The sequence below is a fragment of the Paenibacillus sp. RRE4 genome (assembly GCF_031844205.1).
GTDB lineage: Bacteria > Bacillota > Bacilli > Paenibacillales > Paenibacillaceae > Paenibacillus > Paenibacillus xylanexedens_B.
In genome coordinates, this window is record NZ_JAUZUT010000001.1 from 2,871,884 (window position 1) to 2,886,761 (window position 14,878).

16 protein-coding genes are annotated in these 14,878 nt (G+C 46.5%); all 16 read right to left on the minus strand.

What is annotated here, in order from left to right:
- Positions 1–2 precede the first annotated feature (2 nt).
- Positions 3–275, minus strand: a complete 273-nt coding sequence (locus Q9R46_RS12955; protein ID WP_090917341.1) for an HU family DNA-binding protein — start codon at positions 273–275, stop codon at positions 3–5.
- 216 nt (positions 276–491) lie between these two features.
- Entirely contained in the window at positions 492–1,478 is a 987-nt protein-coding gene (locus tag Q9R46_RS12960; protein WP_311280333.1) for an ABC transporter permease, read from the minus strand.
- Complete coding sequence (locus tag Q9R46_RS12965; RefSeq protein ID WP_311280334.1) at positions 1,475–2,995, minus strand: sugar ABC transporter ATP-binding protein; 1,521 nt, start codon at positions 2,993–2,995, stop codon at positions 1,475–1,477. The genes Q9R46_RS12960 and Q9R46_RS12965 overlap by 4 nt, the downstream gene beginning before the upstream one ends.
- A 72-nt stretch (positions 2,996–3,067) precedes the next feature.
- A complete protein-coding gene (locus Q9R46_RS12970; protein ID WP_145331746.1) occupies positions 3,068–4,165 on the minus strand; it encodes a sugar ABC transporter substrate-binding protein in 1,098 nt (365 codons plus the stop codon).
- 219 nt (positions 4,166–4,384) lie between these two features.
- Positions 4,385–5,863 carry a stage IV sporulation protein A gene (spoIVA, locus tag Q9R46_RS12975; protein WP_090917242.1) on the minus strand — a complete coding sequence of 493 codons (1,479 nt, stop codon included), beginning with the start codon at positions 5,861–5,863 and terminating at the stop codon, positions 4,385–4,387.
- 467 nt (positions 5,864–6,330) lie between these two features.
- Positions 6,331–7,134 (minus strand): hypothetical protein, encoded by an 804-nt coding sequence (locus Q9R46_RS12980; RefSeq protein WP_311280335.1) that lies wholly within the window; start codon positions 7,132–7,134, stop codon positions 6,331–6,333.
- A gap of 35 nt (positions 7,135–7,169) precedes the next feature.
- Entirely contained in the window at positions 7,170–7,523 is a 354-nt protein-coding gene (locus Q9R46_RS12985) for a 2Fe-2S iron-sulfur cluster-binding protein (RefSeq protein WP_145331747.1), read from the minus strand.
- Positions 7,523–8,158 (minus strand): hypothetical protein, encoded by a 636-nt coding sequence (locus Q9R46_RS12990; RefSeq protein ID WP_145413189.1) that lies wholly within the window; start codon positions 8,156–8,158, stop codon positions 7,523–7,525. The genes Q9R46_RS12985 and Q9R46_RS12990 overlap by 1 nt, the downstream gene beginning before the upstream one ends.
- A gap of 85 nt (positions 8,159–8,243) precedes the next feature.
- Complete coding sequence (locus Q9R46_RS12995) at positions 8,244–8,423, minus strand: DUF2768 family protein (protein WP_145331749.1); 180 nt, start codon at positions 8,421–8,423, stop codon at positions 8,244–8,246.
- 170 nt (positions 8,424–8,593) lie between these two features.
- Positions 8,594–8,869, minus strand: coding sequence for a stage VI sporulation protein F (locus tag Q9R46_RS13000; RefSeq protein ID WP_111271427.1), 276 nt, complete (start codon positions 8,867–8,869; stop codon positions 8,594–8,596).
- 114 nt (positions 8,870–8,983) lie between these two features.
- Positions 8,984–10,024: an NAD(P)H-dependent glycerol-3-phosphate dehydrogenase gene (locus tag Q9R46_RS13005; RefSeq protein WP_145331750.1), complete on the minus strand. Its 1,041-nt coding sequence runs from the start codon at positions 10,022–10,024 to the stop codon at positions 8,984–8,986.
- Complete coding sequence (gene plsY, locus Q9R46_RS13010; RefSeq protein WP_311280336.1) at positions 10,017–10,640, minus strand: glycerol-3-phosphate 1-O-acyltransferase PlsY; 624 nt, start codon at positions 10,638–10,640, stop codon at positions 10,017–10,019. Before plsY ends, Q9R46_RS13005 begins: the two co-directional genes overlap by 8 nt.
- Before the next feature lie 11 nt (positions 10,641–10,651).
- Entirely contained in the window at positions 10,652–11,974 is a 1,323-nt protein-coding gene (gene der / locus Q9R46_RS13015) for a ribosome biogenesis GTPase Der (protein WP_145331752.1), read from the minus strand.
- Positions 11,975–12,168: 194 nt separating this feature from the next.
- Complete coding sequence (gene rpsA / locus Q9R46_RS13020) at positions 12,169–13,383, minus strand: 30S ribosomal protein S1 (protein ID WP_145331753.1); 1,215 nt, start codon at positions 13,381–13,383, stop codon at positions 12,169–12,171.
- Positions 13,384–13,519: 136 nt separating this feature from the next.
- Positions 13,520–14,107 carry a lysophospholipid acyltransferase family protein gene (locus Q9R46_RS13025; protein ID WP_311280337.1) on the minus strand — a complete coding sequence of 196 codons (588 nt, stop codon included), beginning with the start codon at positions 14,105–14,107 and terminating at the stop codon, positions 13,520–13,522.
- The gene (gene cmk / locus Q9R46_RS13030; protein ID WP_145331755.1) at positions 14,104–14,808 is read right to left on the minus strand and encodes a (d)CMP kinase; all 705 of its coding nucleotides are present in this window, start codon (positions 14,806–14,808) and stop codon (positions 14,104–14,106) included. The genes Q9R46_RS13025 and cmk overlap by 4 nt, the downstream gene beginning before the upstream one ends.
- Positions 14,809–14,878: the final 70 nt, after the last annotated feature.

The following is a 14,878-nucleotide window of genomic DNA, read 5'->3' on the forward strand; positions in this document are numbered from 1 at the left end:
TCTTATTTAATTCCGTCTTTGAGCGCTTTACCTGGTTTGAACGCAGGAATTTTGCTCGCAGGAATTTCGATTTCTTCACCTGTTTGCGGGTTGCGTCCTTTACGTGCAGAGCGCTCGCGAACTTCGAAGTTCCCAAAACCAACCAATTGTACTTTGTCTCCGTTTTGAAGAGCCTCAGAGATCGCTTCGAATACGGCATCAACCGCTTTCGTTACATCTTTTTTGGACAGTTCAGTAGCCTCGGATACATGTGTAATCAAGTCTGATTTGTTCATTTGTTTTTCACCTCCTGAATCAATGTCCTGAATGTTATACTGTGTTTCCGTTTTATTAGGAAATATACGTTCATTCACAAAAAAACGTTGACCATTTTGAGCGATGAACATTCATCTCCGCCTGCGGCCCACAGTCATTTCTGGCAAAAGCCGCCAGAAACCACGCGTGTTTCTGACGCCGAACAAATTTTATACTAATACAGACAGCACACAATTTCAAGTGCGGCTACGGTTTAAAACGTAAAATGTAACTGCCAGAGCAAGCACAAGCACTCCACCTTTGACAATATCATGGGTAAAATACTGAACGTTCATCATCGTTAATCCATTGACCAGGACACCAATCAGAACTGAACCGATAAAGGTTCCGATCACATTCGGCTTCCCAGCCCCGAAGACAGAGAAACCAACAAATACCGCAGCTACGGATTCCATTAACAATGGAGATCCGGCATCAATCTGTCCCGACCCCACTTTGGATGCATAGATGATTCCTCCAATAGCCGCAAAGACTCCAGCTGCCACATAAGCAAGTGTTCGTACCTTTTTCACCTTGATCCCGGACAACCTTGCCGCCTCTTCATTTCCGCCTGTAATATACATTTGCCGGCCATATTTGGTGTATGTCAAAAAGATATGAACACCGATGACAGCAATAAGCAGCAAAATAACCGAGATCGGCATGCCCAGCCATTTTCCTTGTCCAATCAGCAGAAATGTCGGGTCCATCTCTCCGACAGCTTTGCTTCCATCCGGGAACTGCATGTGATTGTAGATGGTATATCCCTGCGCATACGTTTTGTGGATACCTCCGATGATGTACATTGTTGCAAGCGTCGCAAGCAGATCCGGAATACGTAGCTTAACAATCAGCAGTGCGTTCAACAGACCAATGACAGCCCCGATAACCAATGGCACGATAATAACGACAGCCAAAGGCTGCTGGTACCAGATCATTAGTGATGCTGTAACAACGGTTGTCAACGAGACGGTCGCTCCCACAGAGAGATCGAATCCATCGACAATAAGAGATAATGTTACACCAATCGCCACAAAGGTTACGATCGAGATCGAACCCAAAATATCCGTCAAATTGCTATACGTGAAGAAATAGGGCAGTTTTATGCCGAAAAAAGCAATAACGCCTATAATGACTATAATCGCTCCATACCGGAACGCAAAATCGAGTGATTTATCCTTCATGCTTCCACCTCTTGTCCACCGCTTGCATAGTAAAGCAGCTGTTCTTGGTTCGTCTCGCCACGCTGGAACTCTTTTACGATAACCCCTTCACACATGACCGCAATCCGATCTCCGATACCGAGTCCTTCATCTAGTTCACATGTAAAATAGATGACCGCTTTACCGGCCAGCGCCAATTCATTAATGATGCGGAAAATGTCACTTTTCGCCCCGATATCCACACCTTTTGTCGGTTCGTCAAAAATAAATACATCTGCATCCGTACGCAACCATTTTCCTATGGCTACCTTTTGCTGATTACCACCGCTCAAATACTTCACTTCCTGTTTCACGGACGAAGTCTTGATGCCGAGTTGTTCTACTAGTGACTCTGCATGCTGACGCTCACGTTTGCGGTTAACAAAGCCCAGTCGACTAAGATTGGCTAGCAAGGGCAGGCTCAGATTACGTTCCACGTTCTCTTGAATGAGAATGCCTTGTTTACGCCGCTCCTCCGGAACAGATACAATGCCCAGAGCCGCTGCATCAGCAGGTTGAGACAGACGGATGTTCCGTCCAATTAACCTTATCTCGCCTGCCTGCAATCGATCGGCACCAATCAGCAGACGAGAGCATTCCGTTTTTCCAGCACCTACGAGCCCGACCACAGCTAGCACTTCACCGCGGCGAACCTCAAGGTCCACTCCTTTTACCTTCAATCCGCGCCTAAGACCTCTTGCTTGCAGAAGCAACTCTCCCACAGGTGCTTCGGTCTTGGGAAACTCTTCTTCGAACGGTTTACCTAACATTTGCGTAACCAGATCACTGATCGTCAGTCCATTTGTTTCACCGGTAAACACATGACGACCGTCCCTCATCACAGTAACCCGGTCACAGTGACTCGTTACTTCGGCAAGGCGATGGGTAATAAAGATGCAGGCTACCCCTCGATCCTTCAGCACATGTACAATACGAAAAAATGCATCGGTTTCCTCTTGACTGAGCGGTGCGGTTGGTTCATCGAAAATAATGACCTTGGCATCTTGAATCAGGATGCGCGCAAGCAGAATCATCTGTTTCTCCGCCAGCGTCAGCTCAGCCACTTTACGGTGAATCGATATTTGATCCGCACCCAACTGCTTCAGAGCGTCCTTGGCTCGTTGCTGTAGCGTTCTTGGACTTTTCCACCAACCTCCAGCAGAGGAAGCTAACTGATCCAGCATAATGTTCTCGGCAGCAGTCAGCTGTGGCACAAGCGCAGCATCCACCTCCTGATACACGCAGTGAATGCCACTGGCCTTCGCCTCTCGGGGTGAGCCAAGCTGGAGCTTATAACCATTCAGACGAATAGCCCCTTCATCCAGTTGATACGCTCCCGACAATATTTTCATTAACGTGCTTTTGCCAGCTCCGTTAGCTCCCAGTAGCGCATGAATCTCTCCACCTCTGACAGAGAAATGTACGTCCTTCAACGCAGGTACGCCTGAAAACTGTTTAGAAATATGCTCCATGTCCAGCGATATCGGGTCCTTTGTCATGATGTTGCCTCCCATCTGCTGTAATACCTTTGTACTGAAAAAGCGCACCTTGCGGCGCGCCCGTAACGCAACTTACTTTGCAGTAATGCCGTATTCGCTCATCCAGTCCTTGATGCCTTGTGTACTGCCTCCCCAGCCTTTAACATACTCGGACAACTCTGACGTAGAGATTTGTTTATCAGGTAAAGCTTCGCGTTGTACATATACCGGATTAAGAACAACCGCATCTTCGGTTTGGTCACCATGCAACTTCTGATATGCATATCGAACTTGTACACGTCCAATGTCCGTTGGATCTACAGCGGCTGAAGCGACCCAAGGGTTTTTCGGGTCCTGAATCATTTGCAGATCCTCGTCACTCATATCAATTCCGTATACCTTGATCTCATCACGTCCAGCTTGCTGAATGGCACGCGCTGCCCCTTTGGCAAACTCGTCCCAGGCTGCCCAAACTGCTGTAATCTCACCTTTTGGATATTGCTTCAGAATTGCTTCCATTTTCGCTTGCGTATCCAGTGCCGGATTCTGAGCAGAACCAAATGTTGCAATTTCCTTGATATCTGGATTGGCTTTCAAAAATTCTCCATAGGCAATCTGACGACGTTCCATTGGAGCAAAGCCAGCCACCCAGACTTTCACGATGTTACCTTGACCATTGATATCTTTTTTCATCTGTTCCAGTGTGAGTTCAGCCATCTTTTGGTCATCTTGTGACAACACCGTAGCGCCTGGCACACTGATCGCAGCATCAAATACAACGACTGGTATCTTTTGCTCAACTGCTTTTTTCACCCCTGGTTCCAAGAGCGAATCCCCGTGGTCTGTCAAAATGACATCGAATTTCTGGTTGATTGCACTGTCGAGCAACGATACCATTTTTGCTTTATCATTATCTGCAACAAAGGTGGTGAGTTCACCGCCGAATTTGGCGATTTCCTCTTTTACACCTTGTACATACTGCTGTGAAAATGTCCCTGTATTGAATTCCATAATTAGCGCAACGCGTTTACCGCTCAAAGGTCCTGTAACGGCCTCCGTCTTCGGTGTTTCACCTGCTGATCCTGATGCAGAAGAGGCGGCTGGTTCTTTTTTAATTCCGCAAGCTGACAACGCCAGTACGAATACAAGTAAAACGCTTAATCCAACCCATTTGAAATTTCTTTTCTTCATCTCGTTCTCCCCCTGTTTCACTCGCTGTGACTTCAATCACAATATTTGTTTATTAATATAACGGCTAATTCCTAGTATGTAAATATGTTTTAGTGATTTAAAGCTGAAACTTACTACATTTTTCGAAAATAAATTATTCACACATCCATTTCATCCATATTCAAGAAATAAACTCAAAGAAAAAGACCATGAGATATAGCCTCACGGTCTTTTGAATAGTTAAAGTATGATGGCGATCAATCCGCCTGAGCCTTCGTTAATAATTCTACCCAGTGTCTCTTGCAGTTTATATCTTGCATTATCCGGCATCATCGCGATTTTACCCTGAATACCTTCACGCACAATGGAGTGTAACGAGCGACCAAACATATCTGAATCCCATACCTTGATCGGATCGTTCTCGAAATCCTGCATCAGATATCTCACCAGTTCCTCACTCTGTTTCTCCGTACCGATAATCGGTGCAAACTCTGACTCCACATCGACGCGAATCATGTGGATGGACGGAGCCGTCGCTTTCAGGCGAACGCCGAATTTCGTACCCTGACGAATCAGTTCCGGTTCATCCAGCGCCATCTCGGCAAGTGAAGGAGCAGCAATGCCATAACCTGTTGTTTTGACCATTTCGAGCGCCTCTGCGAAGCGGTCATATTCTCTCTTCGCATGGGAGAACTCCTGCATCAGTTGCAAGAGATGATCCTTGCCCCTGATTTCAATACCCACAACTTCCACGAGAATCTGGTCGTATAACTCATCCGGCGCGTAGAGATCGATCTCTGCTACACCTTGCCCCATATTCATGCCGCTAAGACCCGCACGGTCGATAAACTCATATTCCATGAATTGTGACACGACACGATCCACATCGCGCAACCTGCGAATATCTTTTACTGTATCCCGTACCGAATTCTCATAGTTGTTACGAAGCCAGTGTGTGTCATTCAGCACCATAACCCAGCTCGGGAGGTTCACATTCACTTCATGCACAGGGAATTCATATAATACTTCACGGAGTACACCAGTGACATCATCTTCCGTCATCGTGGCAGCACTTAGCGTCATGACCGGAATATCATACTTGGCAGCCAGCTCGCTACGAAGTTGCAACGCTTCTTCACTACGAGGCCGGGTGGAGTTGATGACCAGAACGAACGGTTTACCCACTTCTTTCAGCTCTGCAATCACTCGCTCTTCTGATTCCACATAGGAGCTACGAGCGATTTCGGCAATGGTTCCGTCTGTTGTGACCACGACACCAAGCGTGGAGTGCTCCTGTATGACTTTACGGGTACCAATCTCGGCTGCTTCCTGGAATGGAATCGGCTCCTCGAACCAAGGTGTGGAGATCATACGCGGACCATTTTCATCCTCGTATCCCTTTGCGCCTTCCACGGCGTAACCCACACAATCCACCAAACGTACATTGACGTCCAGTCCTTCAGCCACTTTGATCTGAACTGCATTATTCGGTACAAATTTGGGCTCGGTTGTCATGATCGTTTTACCTGCTGCACTTTGTGGAAGTTCATCCACTGCACGGGCGCGATCAGCCTCACTTGCGATGTTAGGCAATACGATCGTTTCCATGAATCGTTTAATAAATGTTGATTTCCCCGTCCGGACTGCGCCGACAACCCCGAGATAAATATCCCCTCCGGTCCGCTCAGCTATGTCCTTAAAAATGTCCACTTTCTCCAATGAAATCCCCTCCTTAAATTACTCCGAAGGAAAAATGCTAAAGAGCATCCGCTTCGTTTTTTCAATCAGAAGACTGAAATCCCTGCAACGGTAGAGCCGCCTTTGTGAGTGCCCGGAAGTCGTCCGCCGCCGAACGTTGCATTCTGATGAAACCGGCGAGAGCGGCGTTAACTCGTACATGCAATTGGACTAGTATCATCTTATGTACCTGTATGCGGCAATATGACGTGTTTTTTTGTTTTTTTATCTCATGATGGTGACATGAAGAGCATCCTCCGATCCCGGACTGCGCGTCTTTATTTCAATCTACTTTATGAGAACCTCTCTCTGTTTATGACACCTCTCACATTTTGAATCCTATTCTTTTCAGAAAAAAAAGAGATACACCACGGAACGCGGTATATCTCTTTAGGAGTCTGTAGAGCCTTGAAATTGTTCATTTACTTCATAGTAAGTCTGTTCTTCACTTACTTACTTGGTTTTGAACGAGCGACAGGTGTGTTATTCTCCAGCGTATATGGAACAGATTTTACAGGTACGAAATAGGAGTGAGTCAGCAAATGATTACGTAAATCCGGGCCATCAGATACAGCATCCTCATCACCGGATGAACCATCTGTTTTTTCCAAAGCCTGCATGATATCAAAAGCATAGTCCACATACACCGTACCCTGTTCATCCATCATAAAAGGTAGTTCCTGCCCCGAATATACGCTTTTTAGCGTAATTGAAGGAGATCCTGCCTGTGTAGCCAAATTCATGTCCACCGCATGGAAGCCAGGGTACAACTCTTCACCCGCGGGCAATTTTTGGTTATGTACAGATTTGTACTGGTTCACCATGCGCTGCACATCATTTACTTTCTGCACTGTCTCCAGATCCATCACTTTCACTATCGGTTTCGCTTCCTCATTTTGTATCAAAAAGTAAGCGCTACCGCCACTCTCAAAGGCCGTTGCAGGTATATCATCAAGATAACCATGCTGCTTCAGTTTAGGTAGGTCTACTCTAAACTTTTCATACTTCGGCGTATCCGCGTCAGCGTTCAGAATTGGCAGTATACCCTCGTCCTTTTGAAACGCTTCAATCGCACTCTGAATACGGTTTACACTTTCGCGATAAGCTGTTTTGGGATCAGAATTACTCTGAGAAGGATACAAGCAACCACTCATTGTAAGCATGAGCAGAAGAAGCAAAGACAGACACTTCATCTGCTGTAACAAACCCGAAGGATGTCTTCCATCCGCGGTTTTATTCTTCTTTTTATTCATTCGCACCCTCCTAAACTCTATTTCTCTTCTTGGTATTATGCGAACCAATCATCATCTTGCTGCTGACGCTCAAGCTGTTTCCTTATGGCGGCTTTCAGCGGATCTTCCGGAACCTGCACGCTCAGTTGTCCGCATACTTTCGCCTGACACGAGAGTCTCGTTCCATCTTCAAGCATTAGTCCGAGCTTCCGTCTCTCCGCATCCGTAGGTGAAAGCAATGCATGCCGCTCCTCCGGCGCCACGTTAACTTTGCACATCAGACATGCCGCTTTGCCATCGCACCGGGTTGATATTCGAACGCCAGCCCGACGCGCAGCTTGTAAAAGGGTTGTGCCGGGTTGCACTTTGATGGATTTATTCATCGGTAAAAAAGTAACCATCTCTTGCATCATCGTTCCTCCCCAGCTTGATCCGCCCATGAAAACCCGACCAGTTCTTCCACTTCTGCTCTGAAACGAGAGGCCCATATATTATGTTGACTCAATGCAATCAATGCAGGTCGGTGAGTCTCAGGCTCCTGACGAATTCGCGTTGCAATGGGGATATAGCGATCTTCACGCCCGCGAAGCAGGTTGAAAAGCAATTCATGCGCAAGCGGCATTAGTCTCAATCGGTATGCTTCCACCTGAGCTTCGGAAGCATAAAGAGCTAGCACATCCTCAATCTGGATACGATACCAACTTTCACGCGCCCATACTTCAAAGCCGCCTACCAGTTCCAGTGAGCACGCACCCACCTGGTAGTGACTCAGCAGGGAAGCATAGGGCCCCGTTTTGTCTATTACAGGCTCGTCTATCTTGTCCCCCGGAGCACAGATATGCAGCTTTTTGGCATCAGCGATATCAGCATACACATCAATATCTCTAGGTGCTTGTTGCAACTCCACCCCTTGAAGCAGTAAGCCGCAACTGCCTCCCAGTAACCAGGTATGAGGCTGGCGATCCCAGGCTTTTGCCGTATCCAGCAAAGCCTTGTGTAATTCCGGATATCGCGCAGTCCAATCCTCCGTCTCATGCGGTTCCATAGCTACACACTCCTCCCATCCGTCTTTTCATTGTGTCCGTTCTTATGATGCGCTTATGCGGATGTTCTCTCTCCCTTGAGGAAATCTAAGTTAGAGAAGCGATTCCACCAAAAAATCCGATGAGCATAATTAAAAATGCTAAGATCGAAAGAATACCCCGCACGAATCCTTTTGTCTTGGCACGAGCAAATGTAATCAAAAATACAGATAATCCCATAATGAGGATGGCAACTAATGATAGCCACATCTTGTCCATTGCGCTCATAAACCAGCAGTCTCCCCTTCAATCCGATATTCATCACGAAATTGTGACAATTGCAATCATTATAACATGAAATCGAACGTATTTTTCCTATAAAAAGACAAAAAAGCAAGCCAGCTTCTGCTGGCTTGCTTTCGTAATGCTCGATTCCTGTGTGAGCAGGCAACGAACGATTATTTTTTCATCATCATCTTCATTAACGATTCCATATTGCTTGGATTCAGCCCACTCTTCTTGACTGCACTCACAATATCCTGAACCGTATCCTCAGATACCGGTATTTTCGCCATGGCGGATACTTGTTTAATCAACTGGCGCAGCTGAGCCTCATTCTGCATCGTCGTTGGTTTCACTGTGCTTGCCAGCTTTTTGACAGCTCCTTCAGTGATCGTTTTGCCCGTCTTTTTGTTGATGGCTTTCAGCGCTTCTTTCGAAATGTTGTTACCCATTCGTCTCCCCTCCTCCGGCAATACTCATGTGTATAGTATGAGCGTGCCTGGGAAAAGGTGATTACGCTGCAGCATTTTAAATTAGGCCATTGAAACGATATTTAAACGATCAACTCAGGAATGCCATTGCTCCCAAGTTTCCAGCTTCATCACTTCCATCTCCGTCTTCGGATCACGTCCCATCAAAGCTTCAACGGCATCACGTGGCTGCCGATTCTGAAATAACACATGGTACAATTGATCCGCAATTGGCATCTGAACACCGTATTTTTGGGATATAAAATAGGCTGCCTGAGTCGTTCGAATACCTTCGACCACCATGCCCATGGATTGAAGCACATCTTCCAGCTTCTGTCCCTGTCCAAGCATGGACCCGGCTCTCCAGTTCCGACTGTGCTGACTTGTAGCTGTGACAACCAGGTCACCGATTCCCGCTAGTCCGGAAAATGTTAATGGATTAGCTCCCATCTCAACACCGATTCGAGTAATCTCGGCAAGTCCACGGGTTAACAACGCCGCCTTGGCATTATCTCCAAACTGCAGACCATCCGACATGCCTGCACCGAGCGCGATGATATTTTTGAAAGCCCCCGCTAATTCAACTCCGAGCATATCCCGGTTGGTATACACACGAAAATAGGCATTCATAAACAATCCCTGAACTGCCTCCGCAGATGTTTTATCCAATGAAGCCACAACCACGGTGGTTGGACAGCGCTTCACCACTTCCTCAGCATGACTTGGACCAGACAATACAACAATCTGTCCTTCTTCACATTCAAGCTCTTCAGAGATCACTGTAGACATCCGTTTCAGACTTTCCGTTTCAAAGCCCTTCGTTGCATGAATAATCAGCATATCGGGTGTATAGAAAGGTTTAAACTGATGCGTAACGGCACGCATCGCAGACGAAGGCGCCACAATTAACACAGCTGCCGCATCTGCAACCGCAGCTTCCATATCGCTGGTTGCGCGAATACGAGGAGACAGCTCTGTACCCGGTAGATAACGTGTATTCGTATGCTGGGTATTAATCTCCGTTGCTTGTTCTTCGCTACGTGTCCACATTACCACATCCAGTTCGTTCGCGGCGAGGACACTGGCCAAGGCAGTTCCCCAACTGCCTGCGACCAGTACGGCAACTTTTTTAGACAACGCGTTTCCCCCCTCCAGGGTTCTTTGATCCCAATTTATTTTCCTGTCCTTTGGTGAGCTTCGCAATGTTCGTACGATGTCTCCAGAATGCAAACAGACAAATAATCAGACTGCCCCAGAAAATACTCATCGAATACCCAGGCAGGATCAAGATGAAAACAGGAGTCAGTGCTACAAAAATTAAAGAGCCGAGCGAAACGTAACGTGTCAGAACAATGGACAGAATAGCGATGATTCCCGCATAGAGCGCAGGAAGAAAGGCTAAGCTTACCAACACTCCAATCGCAGTAGCAATACCTTTACCTCCGCGAAAATTGAAATAAAGTGGCCAGTTATGACCTGCGATGGCAGCAATACCGCTGAATGCAGCAATCCATGGAGACCCGTTACTTAACCATATGCCAATCCATACTGCAGCAATACCTTTGATTACATCAAGTAGCAGAACTGCGATAGCCGGCCCTTTACCCAGAATACGCAACGTATTCGTCGCCCCGGCATTACCGCTTCCGTGTTGACGTATATCAATCCCCCGTATTGCTTTTGCAAGAAGAACACTAAAACTGATCGAACCAAGCAGGTAGCTCAGTACAATCGCTGCGATGGATAAAATCACAAACTTCTCCCCTAACCTTCGTCGGACTTCCTCCGAGTAAATATGCGAATTGGTGTGCCTTCAAAATCAAACGCTGCACGGATTTTATTCTCCAGGTAACGCTCATACGAGAAGTGCATCAATTCAGGGTCGTTCACAAAAATAACCATAGTCGGCGGTTTGACCGCAACCTGAGTCACATAGTTAATTCTCATTCTTCGCCCTTTATCGGTTGGCGGTGGATTAATTGCTACAGCATCCGATACCACATCATTAAGCAGATGTGTCTGAACACGCAAAGAATGCTGTTCTGCTACACGCTGTACCACTGGCAACAATTTTTGTAAGCGTTGTTTTGTCAGTGCGGACAAAAAGACAACCGGAGCATAGGTCATAAAGAGGAAATGATCCCGAATCTTCGTCTCGAATTCCTTCATCGTTTTATCCGTTTTCTCCACAACATCCCATTTGTTTACCACGAACAATGAAGATTTACCCGCTTCATACGCATAACCGGCTATGTGCTTGTCCTGCTCGATAATGCCTTCTTGACCGTTAATAACAATCAGAACAACGTCCGCACGCTCAATGGCACGCATCGCACGCATTACGCTGTACTTCTCCGTCGTTTCATATACTTTTCCGCGCTTCCGCATACCCGCCGTATCAATCAGCACGTAACGTTGCCCGTCTTTTTCAAAAGGAGTGTCAATTGCATCACGTGTTGTACCGGCTACATCACTCACAATAACACGTTCCTCACCGAGGATGGCATTCACAAGTGAAGATTTACCTACATTAGGTCGGCCAATCAGAGCTACACGAATCACATCCTCATCGTATGTCTCTTCCTCAAGTTCAGGCAACTTCTCCACAATCGCATCAAGCAAGTCACCAATTCCCGTACCGTGACTGCCGGATACCCCGATCGGATCACCAAAACCGAAGCCATAAAACTCATAAATCAGCTCACTGCGCCCAATGTTATCTACTTTGTTTACGGCTACCACGATCGGTTTCCCTGAGCGATAAAGCATCTCAGCAACTTCTTCGTCGGATTGCGTAATGCCCGCCTTGGCATCACACATAAATACGATTACATCTGCTTCTTCGATCGCAAGCTCCGCCTGCATGCGAATGGATTTCATAATGACGTCTTCGCCATCAATTTCGATACCGCCTGTATCAATAATACTAAATGCTTTTCCGTTCCATTCACCGATTCCATAAATCCGGTCACGGGTAATGCCCGGCTTATCTTCCACAATGGCCAGTCTGTCGCCGATAATCCGATTGAAAATGGTGGATTTACCCACGTTTGGTCGGCCGACAATTGCCACAACTGGTCTTGCCATACATTCCACTCCTCCTGTCCATACTTACGTTACTCATCATAGCAAAAAAGCTATGGCTTGGCTAACGTTTCGTAACGAATCGAAACGATATTCTCGCAATAACAACAATCGGCGAACCCGCTGGGGCTCGCCGATCTTGCTTTTATTGTTCAGCAAAATATGCAGTATATAACTTAGAACCATGCATCTATAACTTATTTGAATTTGCTGAGTTTGTCACCAAACAGTTCGCCGAGCGTAGTGCTCATACCTTGATTGTTCAAGGAAACGTTCGGGTTGTTGATTTCTTCACGCGGAGCGTTGTTTCTTGCTGGACGCTCTGATTTTTGTGGTTGAGCAGGAGCTTCTTCTGTTTCTTTGATGCTCAAGCTTACACGTTGTTCAGCAGGGTTCATGTCCAAGATTTTCACTTGAACTTCTTGACCTTCTTTCAGCACTTCATGAGGAGTGCCGATGTGTTTGTGGGAAATTTGTGAAATATGCACAAGACCCTCAACACCAGGAGCGATTTCAACAAATGCACCGAAATCAACCAGACGTTTTACAACACCTGTTACGATATCACCTGTGTTGAATTTGTCGCCAGCTGTTTCCCAAGGACCTGGTTGAACAGCTTTCATGCTCAGGCTGATTTTACCTTTTTCAGGATCAACTTTCAGCACTTTAACATTTACTTTGTCGCCTTCGGACAATACATCGGATGGTTTTTCAACGTGAGTCCAAGCCAGCTCGGATACGTGTACCAAACCGTCAACTCCGCCTACATCAACGAAAGCACCGAATTGAGTCAAACGTTGAACTGTACCTTCGATGACTTGACCTTCTTGCAAACCAGCCATTACTTGAACTTTGTTTGCTTCGAATTCTTGCTCCAGAACGTCTTTTTGGGAAAGGATCACTTTGTTGTTCTCACGATCGATCTCTTTCACTTTAACGCGCAGTGTGCGGCCTTTGTAGTCGCTGAAGTCTTCAACGAAATGACGCTCAACCATGGAGGCCGGGATAAATCCACGAACGCCCACGTCTGCAACCAAACCGCCTTTAACCACATCACCTACAACAACTTCGAACACGTCTTGGTCTTCAAAATGCTTTTGCAGTTGCTCCCAAGCGTTCTCACTGTCGATCGCACGTTTGGACAGAACGAGTTTTTCTTTCTCGTCGTCGATGCTAAGAACCTTAGCTTCAACTTCTTGTCCAACTTCTACTGCTTCAGACGCGCTGTCTACGTGAAGCGAAGACAGTTCACGAACTGGAATAACACCGTCATATTTATATCCAATGCTTACATAAGCTTGGTTATCTTCCAATTTGACGATGGTTCCTTTTACAGTATCTCCTTTTTTCAAGGAAACGAATTGATCCAACTCATCTTGGGTTGCTTCTTGATTTTTCATTTCTTCCGACATGTCAAATACCCTCCTCAATTCAAAAACCCCATTATATTCAAACCTGCCTTGGCAGAGTTCAAAACACTTTCATGTAAATGCACTTCACATAGCATTCCTCAGAAATATGGAAACATGCACTCACAGTAGACCCGCCTTACTTGCTAGGCTCGCCTGTTTTCACCATTTCGTTAATTTTGGACATGATTTTCTCGGTAGCTCTTTCCAAAGCATCTCCGGAAGTATCTTCCTTGAACTCGTCCAAATTGACCGGTGCGCCATATACCACTTTCATCTTATGAAAAAGCTTGTAGTTGCCGATAATAGCAGTAGGGATTACAGTAGCACCGCTGCGGAGAGCAAAACTCGCTGCTCCTTTTTTACCAATTCCTCCATCGTTGTGACGGCTTCCCGACGGAAAAATGCCAAGAACTTCACCATCACGCAAAATGTTAAGTGAGGTTTTGATGGATTCCTTGCTGACGCCTCCACGCTTTACAGGGAAGGCACCTACAGCTTTAATGATTGGCCCTAAAACCGGAACATCGAACAATTCGCTTTTAGCCATAAATCTCACTTGACGGCGAATTTTGATACCGACGGTTGGCGGATCAAAGTTACTGATATGATTGGAGCATAATAGTACACCGCCGTCTTTCGGGATGTTTTCCCGTCCAACTGCCTCCAGACGAAAAAGAATGGTATACATGATCCGCAGTACAGTCTTGCAAAATGTGTAAATCATAGACTGCTCTCTCCTCTGACCATTGTGCAATAAGATACGATTTTGTCAACCACTTCATGGATATTCATCTTCGTTGTGTCCAGGACAATCGCGTCCTCTGCACAACGCAGCGGGGAAACTTCCCGGTTCTCATCCAGTTTATCACGGGTTGCAATGTCTCGTTCTAGTTGCTCCAACGTCAGCCCATCGGATGGTTCCAGTTCTTTGAAGCGGCGAAGTGCGCGCTCCTGCACACTGGCAGTCATAAAAATTTTCACTTCCGCATCGGGCAATACAGTCGTTCCGATATCGCGCCCATCCATGACGACGCCCTTGCGCAAAGCCATTTGCCGCTGAGTATCCACTAATTGTGTACGCAGCCCCTCGATTTGCGCATATCGAGACACGATTCCCGTTACTTCACGGGAGCGGATTTCCGAGGTAACATCCTCGCCATTACAGAACACTTTCTGTCCACCCCGATCCGGTTGTAAATCAATAACCAAATCTTGAGCTTCCTGAAGTACCTGAGTCATATCTTCCGGAGAAATATCTTTCCGAAGCATGTGCAAGGATACTGCACGGTACATAGCGCCTGTATCAACGTAAATGTATCCGAGTTCCTCTGCAACCAAGCGGGCCACCGTGCTTTTTCCGGCACCAGCAGGTCCGTCAATTGCAACGTTCATCTTCCCGTCTTCTGATGTGTTCTGGCTAGCCAACGGGGCATTCCTCCTCAAACGATAAACCTCAATAAAAAAACAGGCATTGCCTGCATCGTGAAAATTATAC

Coding starts and splice junctions, on each gene's coding strand:
- Q9R46_RS12955 (WP_090917341.1), bottom strand. CDS start 275: ATGAACAAATCAGACTTGATTACACATGTATCCGAGGCTACTGAACTG.
- Q9R46_RS12960 (WP_311280333.1), bottom strand. CDS start 1,478: ATGAAGGATAAATCACTCGATTTTGCGTTCCGGTATGGAGCGATTATA.
- Q9R46_RS12965 (WP_311280334.1), bottom strand. CDS start 2,995: ATGACAAAGGACCCGATATCGCTGGACATGGAGCATATTTCTAAACAG.
- Q9R46_RS12970 (WP_145331746.1), bottom strand. CDS start 4,165: ATGAAGAAAAGAAATTTCAAATGGGTTGGATTAAGCGTTTTACTTGTA.
- Q9R46_RS12980 (WP_311280335.1), bottom strand. CDS start 7,134: ATGAATAAAAAGAAGAATAAAACCGCGGATGGAAGACATCCTTCGGGT.
- Q9R46_RS12985 (WP_145331747.1), bottom strand. CDS start 7,523: ATGCAAGAGATGGTTACTTTTTTACCGATGAATAAATCCATCAAAGTG.
- Q9R46_RS12990 (WP_145413189.1), bottom strand. CDS start 8,158: ATGGAACCGCATGAGACGGAGGATTGGACTGCGCGATATCCGGAATTA.
- Q9R46_RS12995 (WP_145331749.1), bottom strand. CDS start 8,423: ATGAGCGCAATGGACAAGATGTGGCTATCATTAGTTGCCATCCTCATT.
- Q9R46_RS13000 (WP_111271427.1), bottom strand. CDS start 8,869: ATGGGTAACAACATTTCGAAAGAAGCGCTGAAAGCCATCAACAAAAAG.
- der (WP_145331752.1), bottom strand. CDS start 11,974: ATGGCAAGACCAGTTGTGGCAATTGTCGGCCGACCAAACGTGGGTAAA.
- rpsA (WP_145331753.1), bottom strand. CDS start 13,383: ATGTCGGAAGAAATGAAAAATCAAGAAGCAACCCAAGATGAGTTGGAT.
- Q9R46_RS13025 (WP_311280337.1), bottom strand. CDS start 14,107: ATGATTTACACATTTTGCAAGACTGTACTGCGGATCATGTATACCATT.